Source organism: Actinotalea ferrariae CF5-4 (assembly GCF_000603945.1).
Lineage (GTDB): Bacteria > Actinomycetota > Actinomycetes > Actinomycetales > Cellulomonadaceae > Actinotalea > Actinotalea ferrariae.
Window position 1 is genome coordinate 1 of the sequence record NZ_AXCW01000053.1, and the last position, 7,717, is coordinate 7,717.

Here is a 7,717-nt window from a genome sequence, read left to right on the forward strand (position 1 = left end):
CCCGGCCGGCCCGAGCCCGACCCGCCGGCGCCTGCCCGGCCGCCACCGGTCCGACCGCCGCCTGCCCGGCCCCCTCGTCCCGCTCCACCGCTCGTCCCGGCCATCAGGCGTCTCCTCCACTGCGTCGGTCCAGACCCTCGCCGTCGATGTCGAGGCCCTCCAGGTCCGGGAGGTACGGCGCCAGCGGCGGGAGCTCGTCCAGGCTGGTCATGCCCAGCCGCTCCAGGAAGTAGGGCGTGGTGCCGTAGAGGACGGCACCGCTCGGCTCCGTGCCCTGCTCGGCCACCAGTCCCCGGGCGACGAGCGTGCGCACGACCGAGTCCACGTTCACGCCGCGCACCGCGGACACCTGCCCGCGCGTGACGGGCTGCCGGTAGGCGACGACGGCCAGCGTTTCCAGCGCCGCGTGCGTGAGCCGGGCGGTCTGGCCGTCGAGGACGAAGCGCGCGACGACGTCGGCGTGGGCGCGGGCGGAGTAGAAGCGCCAGCCCCCGGCGACGTGGCGCAGCGCGAAGCCGCGGGGACGGGCGCCGTCGACCTCACCCGCGTACTCGGCCGCGAGGTCGGTCAGCAGGGCCTCGACCCGCTCGGTGGCGAGCCCGAGCGCCGTGGCGAGCCGGACGGCGGGGATCGGCTCGTCGGCGACCATGAGCACCGCCTCGAGGGCCGCCGCGGCGCCGCCGGGCAGCTCGTCGACGTCGAAGGCCAGCTCGTCCGGGGCGGGGCCGTCGGGACCGTCGGGCTGCTCGTGCGGCTGGTCCGGCACCGGGTCGTGCGCGTGCTCCTGCTCGGTGTCGTCCGCGTGCGCCGGCACGGTGTCGTCCTGAGCCGTCATCCGGGTCCCTCCTGGGCCGCGACCGCGGGGTCGGTCGCGTCGTCGTAGTCGTCGGTCACCTCGACGTCACCGTCCTGGCCGCCGGTCCACCGCACCGTCAGGTCCCCGAGCGGGTTCACCTGGTCGAACGCCACCGCGCCCTCGCGGAAGAGCTCCAGCAGCGCGAGGAAGCGCACGACGACGACGAGGGTCGAGTCCGCGTCCTGCACGAGGGTGCGGAACGCCGCCGAGCCGGTGCGGCGCAGGCGGTCCACCAGGACCGCGGCCTGCTCGCGCACGCTCACCGCCGGGGCGTGCAGGTGACCGATGTCGACCGTGGGCACGGCGCGGGGCCGCAGCGCGTGGGCCGCGAGGATCGCCAGCTCCGACGGCCCGATCTCCAGCACCAGCTCGGGCAGGAGGGCGGCGTGGTGCGGCTCCAGGCCCACCGCACGGGGCAGGCTGCGGGCCTGCTGCTCGAGCCGGTCGGCGAGCCGCGCCGCCACCTCCTTGTACGCCCGGTACTGCAGGAGACGCGCGAAGAGCAGGTCCCGCGCCTCCAGCATCTCGAGGTCCTCGGCGTCCTCGACGTCCCCGGACGGCAGCAACCGGGCGGCCTTGAGGTCCAGGAGGGTCGCGGCGACGACGAGGAACTCGCTGATGCGCCCGAGCTCCCACGGCTCGTCGCCGGCCTCGGCGGCGCGGATCGCGGCGATGAACTCGTCCGTCACCTGGGCGAGCGCGACCTCGGTGATGTCGAGCTTGTGCTTGGCGATGAGGCCGAGCAGGAGGTCGAACGGCCCGGTGAAGTTGTCCAGGTGCACCTCGAAGGCGGCGTGGCCACCCCGCTGCGCGGTGCCGTTCGCCCCAGGGTCCTGCGGTCCCTCAGGCGGCATCGCCACGCGCCACCAGCTCGCGTGCGAGCTGGCGGTACGCGGTGGCGCCCGCGTGGCTCGGCGCGTAGGAGGTGATCGGCTCGGCGGCCACGGAGGAGTCGGGGAACTTCACGGTCCGGCCGATCACCGTGTGCAGCAGCTGGTCGCCGAATGCCTCGTGCACGCGGGCCAGGACCTCGCGCGAGTGCAGGGTGCGGGGGTCGTGCATCGTCGCGAGGATCCCGTCGACCTGCAGGCGCGGGTTGAGCCGGTCCCGCACCTTGTCGACCGTCTCGATCAGCAGCGCGACGCCGCGCAGGGCGAAGAACTCGCACTCCAGCGGGATCAGCACCCCGTGGGCCGCCGTGAGGGCGTTGACCGTGAGCAGCCCGAGCGACGGCTGGCAGTCCACGAGGATGACGTCGTACTCCTCCTCGGCCGGCCGCAGGACGCGGCTGAGGATCGACTCCCGGGCGACCTCGCCCACGAGCTGCACCTCGGCCGCGGACAGGTCGATGTTGGCCGGCAGCAGGTCGAGGCCCTCCACGCCCGTCTCCCGCACCATCTCGCGGTAGTCCAGGCCGCGCTCCATGAGCAGGTTGTAGACCGTGCGGTCCAGCTCGTGCGGGCTCGTGCCCAGACCGACCGACGCCGCCCCCTGGGGGTCGAAGTCGACGATGAGCACACGGCGGCCGTAGCCGGCCAGCGCGGCACCCAGGTTGATGGTCGTCGTCGTCTTGCCGACGCCACCCTTCTGGTTGCACAGGGCGATGATGCGGGCCGGGCCGTGGGAGGACAGCGGCGTGGGCTCGGCGAACTCGGGCAGCGGCCGGCCGACGGGGTCGGTCAGCGGGGTGTCGAGGTCGTCCGGGGCCTGGCGTGTCACGCGCCGAGGCTACCGCAGCACCCCAGGCCGGACGCGGGACACGCGCCCGTCACAGGGCCCTCGGATGTGCCGCGGCGTACACCTCGCGCAGGGCGTCGACGCTCACGTGCGTGTAGATCTGCGTCGTGGTGACCGAGGCGTGCCCCAGGAGCTCCTGGACGACGCGCACGTCCGCCCCGCCCGCGAGCAGGTGCGTGGCGAAGGAGTGCCGCAGGGTGTGCGGCGAGACGTCGTCGGCCCGGGCGATCCCCGCACGCTGCGCGGCGAGCCGCAGCACCGCCCAGGCGCTCTGCCGGCTCAGGCGGGCGCCCCGGGTGTTGAGGAACACCGCCGGCCCTCCGCGACCCGCCGCCGCGAGGGCGGGGCGGCCGCGCACGAGGTAGGCCTCGACCGCCTCGCGGGCGTACGAGCCGACCGGGACGACGCGCTCCTTGCCGCCCTTGCCCAGCACCCGCACGGACGCGGCGTCGGGGTCGAGGTGCAGGTCGTCGACGTCGAGCCCGACCACCTCGCTGATGCGTGCGCCGGTCGAGTACAGCAGCTCCAGCAGCGCCCGGTCGCGCAGCGGCACGGGCCCGTCCCCGAGCCCGGAGGCCTCCAGGAGCCGCTCGACGTCGTCCGTCGACAGGGCCTTGGGCAGCCGGCGGGGCTGCGCCGGGGGCCGGACCGCGCGTGCCGGGTCGTCGTCGCTCAGGTCCTCCAGGACGCAGAAGCGGTGCCAGCCGTGGACCGCGGCCACCACCCGCGCCGTCGACGACGCCGCGAGACCGGGTGCCCCGTCGTGCTCGGCCCGCAGGTCCAGCACGAACGCCCGGACGTCGTCCTCGCGGACCTCGCCCGGTGCGCCCAGGCCCCGCCCGGCGAGGAAGCGCAGGTAGCGGGTGAGGTCCCGTCGGTAAGCCGCGAGCGTGTTGGCGGACAGGCCGCGCTCGACCCCGAGGTGGTCCAGGTACGTCTGGAGGGCGTCCCGCAGCGGTGCCGGGACCTCAGCGGCCGTCCCAGCGGTCGCAGCCGCCCCCGCGGCAGCGCGTGGCGCGACGGTGCGCCCGGACGTGACCACCGGATCAGCGCCCCGTCACAGGGGCAGGAACGGGTCGACGCCGACCGCGACGAAGAGCAGGGTCAGGTAGGTGATCGACTGGTGGAACAGCGACATCTCGCGCAGCTTGACGTCGGTGCGGCCCGCGCGCCGGGCGAACGCGACGGTCGCCCCGCCGAACCACAGGCCCAGGGCGACCGCCACGGCGGTGTAGACCCAGCTCATCCCGGCCAGCGGCACGAGGACGAGCGAGCAGGCGATCATCGCCGCGGTGTGCGCCAGCATCTCCCGCGCCACGCGGACGTCGGAGGCGACCACCGGGAGCATCGGGACCCCGGCCGCCGCGTAGTCGCGGCGGAAGCGCATCGACAGCGGCCAGTAGTGCGGCGGCGTCCAGAAGAAGATGACGCCGAAGAGCGCCACGGGTGCCCAGGCGAGGCTGTCCGTCACGGCGGACCAGCCGATGAGGACCGGCATGCAGCCCGCGACGCCGCCCCAGACGATGTTCTGCGGCGTCCGGCGCTTGAGGATCATCGTGTAGCCGACGACGTAGAGCACGATCGCGCCCAGCGCGAGCGCGGCCGACAGCAGGTTCACCGTGAGCGCGAACCAGACGAGGGAGAACGCGCCCAGCGCGAAGCCGAACACGAGGGCCGCACGCGGGCTCACCTCGCCCGTGGCGAGGGGCCTCCGGCTCGTCCGGTGCATGATCCGGTCGATGTCCCGGTCGATGTAGCAGTTGAGCACGTTCGCCGACCCGGCGGCCGCCGCTCCCCCGACGAGCGTCGCCAGGACGAGCCACACCGGCGGCATGCCGCCCTGCGCCAGGACCATCGTCGGCACGGTGGTCACGAGCAGCAGCTCGATGATCCGCGGCTTGGTGAGGGCCACGTACGCACCGACCCGGCTGCGCCAGGTCCTCGCGGGACGTCCGGGCGCCGGGGGCGCCACGGGTGCCGTCCGCTCGACCGGGGTCGGGCTGGCGCTGAGCACGGTGCGGGGACTCCGTTCGGTCGGGGGTACGGCTCCCATGGTATGCCGCCGGGCGACCGGCTGGTCCGGCCCCCTCAGGTCACGGCGTCCGGGGCATGCCGGGACATCTCGGGCCCGGTGTCCCACCACGCGGCACGACCGACCGCGCAGTGGGACGCTGAGTACGCTCGGCCCCGGTGCTCGACGCGACATGACGACGATCGGCCGGTCCCCGGCCGACGAGCAGACGCCCCGGTGATCCCGGGCGGGAAAGAGGTCCTGTGAACGTGCCCCCCACCGACGAGCTGACCTGGACGGACCTGGACCGGCGCGCCGTCGACACCCTGAAGGTGCTCGCCGCCGACGCCGTGCAGAAGGTCGGCAACGGTCACCCCGGCACCGCGATGAGCCTCGCCCCTGCGGCCTACCTGCTCTTCCAGCAGCTCCTCGCGCACGACCCGAGCGACTCGCACTGGGCCGGGCGGGACCGCTTCGTGCTGTCCGCCGGCCACTCCTCCCTGACGCTCTACCTGCAGCTCTTCCTGTCCGGGTACGACCTGACGCTCGAGGACATCGCGTCCCTGCGGACGTGGGGCTCGAAGACCCCCGGACACCCCGAGTACAAGCACACCGACGGCGTGGAGATCACGACCGGCCCGCTGGGCCAGGGTCTGGCCTCCGCGGTCGGCATGGCCATGGCGGCCCGGCGCGAGCGCGGCCTGTTCGACCCGGAGGCCCCGGCCGGCCAGAGCCCGTTCGACCACACCATCTGGGTCATCGCCTCGGACGGGGACCTCCAGGAGGGCGTGACCTCGGAGGCCTCGTCCCTCGCGGGCCACCAGGAGCTCGGGAACCTCGTCGTCATCTACGACGACAACAAGATCTCCATCGAGGACGACACGGACGTCGCGTTCACCGAGGACGTGCTGGCCCGGTACGAGGCCTACGGCTGGCACACGCAGCGCGTGGACTGGACGCAGGGCGAGGACGGCTACACCGAGGACCTCGGGGCGCTCGACGCGGCCCTGCGTGCCGCCCGTGCGGAGACCGGCCGGCCCTCGCTGGTCGCGCTGCGGACGATCATCGGCTACCCCGCCCCCACCAAGCAGAACACGGGCAAGATCCACGGCTCCGCTCTCGGTGCCGAGGAGGTCGCGGCGCTCAAGGAGCTGCTCGGCTTCGACCCGGCAGCCTCCTTCGTGGTCGAGGACGAGGTGCTGGCGCACGCCCGCGGCGTCGTCGACCGTGGCCGCGCCGCCCACGCGGCGTGGGACGAGGTCTACCAGCAGTGGCGGGCGGCCCAGCCGGAGCGCGCCGAGCTCTTCGACCGCCTCGCCGAGCGTCGGCTGCCGGCCGGCTGGACCGAGGCGCTGCCCACCTTCGAGGGCGGCAAGGAGGTCTCCACACGAGCCGCCTCCGGGAAGGTCCTCACCGCGCTGGCCCCGGTCCTGCCCGAGCTGTGGGGCGGCTCCGCGGACCTCGCTGAGTCCAACAACACGACGATGGAGGGCGAGCCCTCCTTCATCCCGGCGCACCGCTCCACTGCGACGTGGAAGGGCGACCCCTACGGCCGGACCCTGCACTTCGGCATCCGCGAGCACGCCATGGGGTCGATCCTCAACGGCATCACCCTGCACGGCGGCACCCGCGCCTACGGGGGCACGTTCCTCGTGTTCTCCGACTACATGCGGCCGGCCGTGCGCCTCGCGGCGCTCATGCAGATCCCGTCGACGTTCGTGTGGACCCACGACTCGATCGGGCTCGGCGAGGACGGCCCGACCCACCAGCCGATCGAGCACCTGGCCGCCCTGCGCGCGATCCCGGGCCTGGACGTCGTCCGGCCGGCCGACGCGAACGAGGTCGCCTGGGCGTGGCGCACGGTGCTCGAGCGCACGTCGAACCCCGCAGGCATCGTCCTGACCCGTCAGAACGTCCCCACGTACGAGCGGGGCACCGGCGCCGCCGAGGGCGACACCTTCGCGGCCGCCGAGGGCGTGGCCCGCGGCGCCTACGTCCTGGCGGAGGCGACCGGCGGCACGCCGGACGTCATCCTGCTCGCGACGGGTTCCGAGGTGCAGCTCGCGGTCGCCGCGCGGGAGGCCCTCCAGGCCGACGGCGTCGCGACGCGGGTCGTCTCGGTCCCGTGCCGCGAGTGGTTCGACGAGCAGCCCGCGGAGTACCGCGAGCAGGTCCTCCCGGCAGCGGTGAGGGCGCGCGTCTCGGTGGAGGCCGGCGTCTCCCTCGGGTGGCGCGACCTGGTCGGCGACGCCGGCCGCACCGTGTCGATCGAGCACTTCGGCGCCTCGGCGGACCACAAGACCCTGTTCCGCGAGTTCGGGTTCACGCCGGAGGCGGTCGCCGCGGCGGCCCGCGAGTCGCTCGCCGGTGCGGACACGGCCACCCCCGGTGGCCCGCCCCGGCCCACCGAGGGCGGCACCGCCGACCGCTGAGCACGACCGTGGCCGGGGGCCCGTCCCCCGGCCACGGCGTCGGCGCACCGTCCGCACCCATCGACACCCACCGACACCTACGGACTCCACCGACACAGCACCAGCGCAGGACCTGCCACCCGTCCGTCCGGGCGGGCGCCGTGGCACCACCCGCACCCGCAGGAGGAACGATGACCGAGCAGACCGCAGCCGGCCCCGCCCCCGTCACCCGACTCCGGGAGGCCGGTGTCGCCATCTGGCTGGACGACCTCTCCCGCGAGCTCCTGCGCAGCGGAGAGCTCCAGCGGCTCGTGGACGAGCGGGGCGTCGTCGGCGTGACGACCAACCCGACGATCTTCGCCTCCGCCCTGTCCAAGGGCGACGCGTACGACGAGCAGCTGCGCGCGCTGGCGGCGGGCGGCGCCGACGTCGACGAGGCCGTCTTCGCGATCACCACCGACGACGTGCGCGAGGCGTGCGACCTGCTCGCCCCGGTCCACCGCGCGACCGGCGGACGGGACGGACGCGTGTCCCTCGAGGTGGACCCGCGCCTCGCCCGGGACACGGACGGGACGCTCGCCGCGGCCCGCCGGCTCTGGGCGACCGTCGACCGCCCCAACCTCTTCATCAAGATCCCGGCCACGGTGGAGGGTCTGCCCGCCATCACCGCGGCGATCGCCGAGGGGATCAGTGTCAACGTCA

The 7,717-nt window shown here is 74.5% G+C and carries 7 protein-coding genes; 2 read left to right on the plus strand and 5 right to left on the minus strand.

All coding sequences use genetic code 11. The annotated features are described in order from the left end of the window. Window positions 1–103 precede the first annotated feature (103 nt). The 5 genes from scpB to N866_RS06870 are packed head-to-tail and all read right to left on the minus strand — an operon-like array spanning window position 104 to window position 4,646. Window positions 104–835, minus strand: a complete 732-nt coding sequence (gene scpB, locus N866_RS06850; RefSeq protein ID WP_081802403.1) for an SMC-Scp complex subunit ScpB — start codon at window positions 833–835, stop codon at window positions 104–106. Next, entirely contained in the window at window positions 832–1,710 is an 879-nt protein-coding gene (locus tag N866_RS06855) for a segregation and condensation protein A (protein WP_052022512.1), read from the minus strand. The genes scpB and N866_RS06855 overlap by 4 nt, the downstream gene beginning before the upstream one ends. After that, complete coding sequence (locus N866_RS06860; RefSeq protein WP_034224544.1) at window positions 1,700–2,575, minus strand: ParA family protein; 876 nt, start codon at window positions 2,573–2,575, stop codon at window positions 1,700–1,702. The genes N866_RS06855 and N866_RS06860 overlap by 11 nt, the downstream gene beginning before the upstream one ends. A gap of 49 nt (window positions 2,576–2,624) precedes the next feature. Then, the gene (gene xerD, locus N866_RS06865; protein ID WP_081802404.1) at window positions 2,625–3,635 is read right to left on the minus strand and encodes a site-specific tyrosine recombinase XerD; all 1,011 of its coding nucleotides are present in this window, start codon (window positions 3,633–3,635) and stop codon (window positions 2,625–2,627) included. A 15-nt stretch (window positions 3,636–3,650) separates the two neighbouring features. Beyond that, complete coding sequence (locus tag N866_RS06870; RefSeq protein ID WP_081802405.1) at window positions 3,651–4,646, minus strand: heme o synthase; 996 nt, start codon at window positions 4,644–4,646, stop codon at window positions 3,651–3,653. Window positions 4,647–4,867: 221 nt separating this feature from the next. Between N866_RS06870 and tkt the strand changes: the two genes are divergently transcribed. Both tkt and N866_RS06880 read left to right on the plus strand, forming a co-directional pair. After that, window positions 4,868–7,036 (plus strand): transketolase, encoded by a 2,169-nt coding sequence (tkt, locus tag N866_RS06875; protein ID WP_155855242.1) that lies wholly within the window; start codon window positions 4,868–4,870, stop codon window positions 7,034–7,036. A gap of 170 nt (window positions 7,037–7,206) precedes the next feature. Then, a partial coding sequence (locus N866_RS06880; protein ID WP_034224546.1) for a transaldolase family protein occupies window positions 7,207–7,717 on the plus strand: 511 nt, incomplete at its 3' end.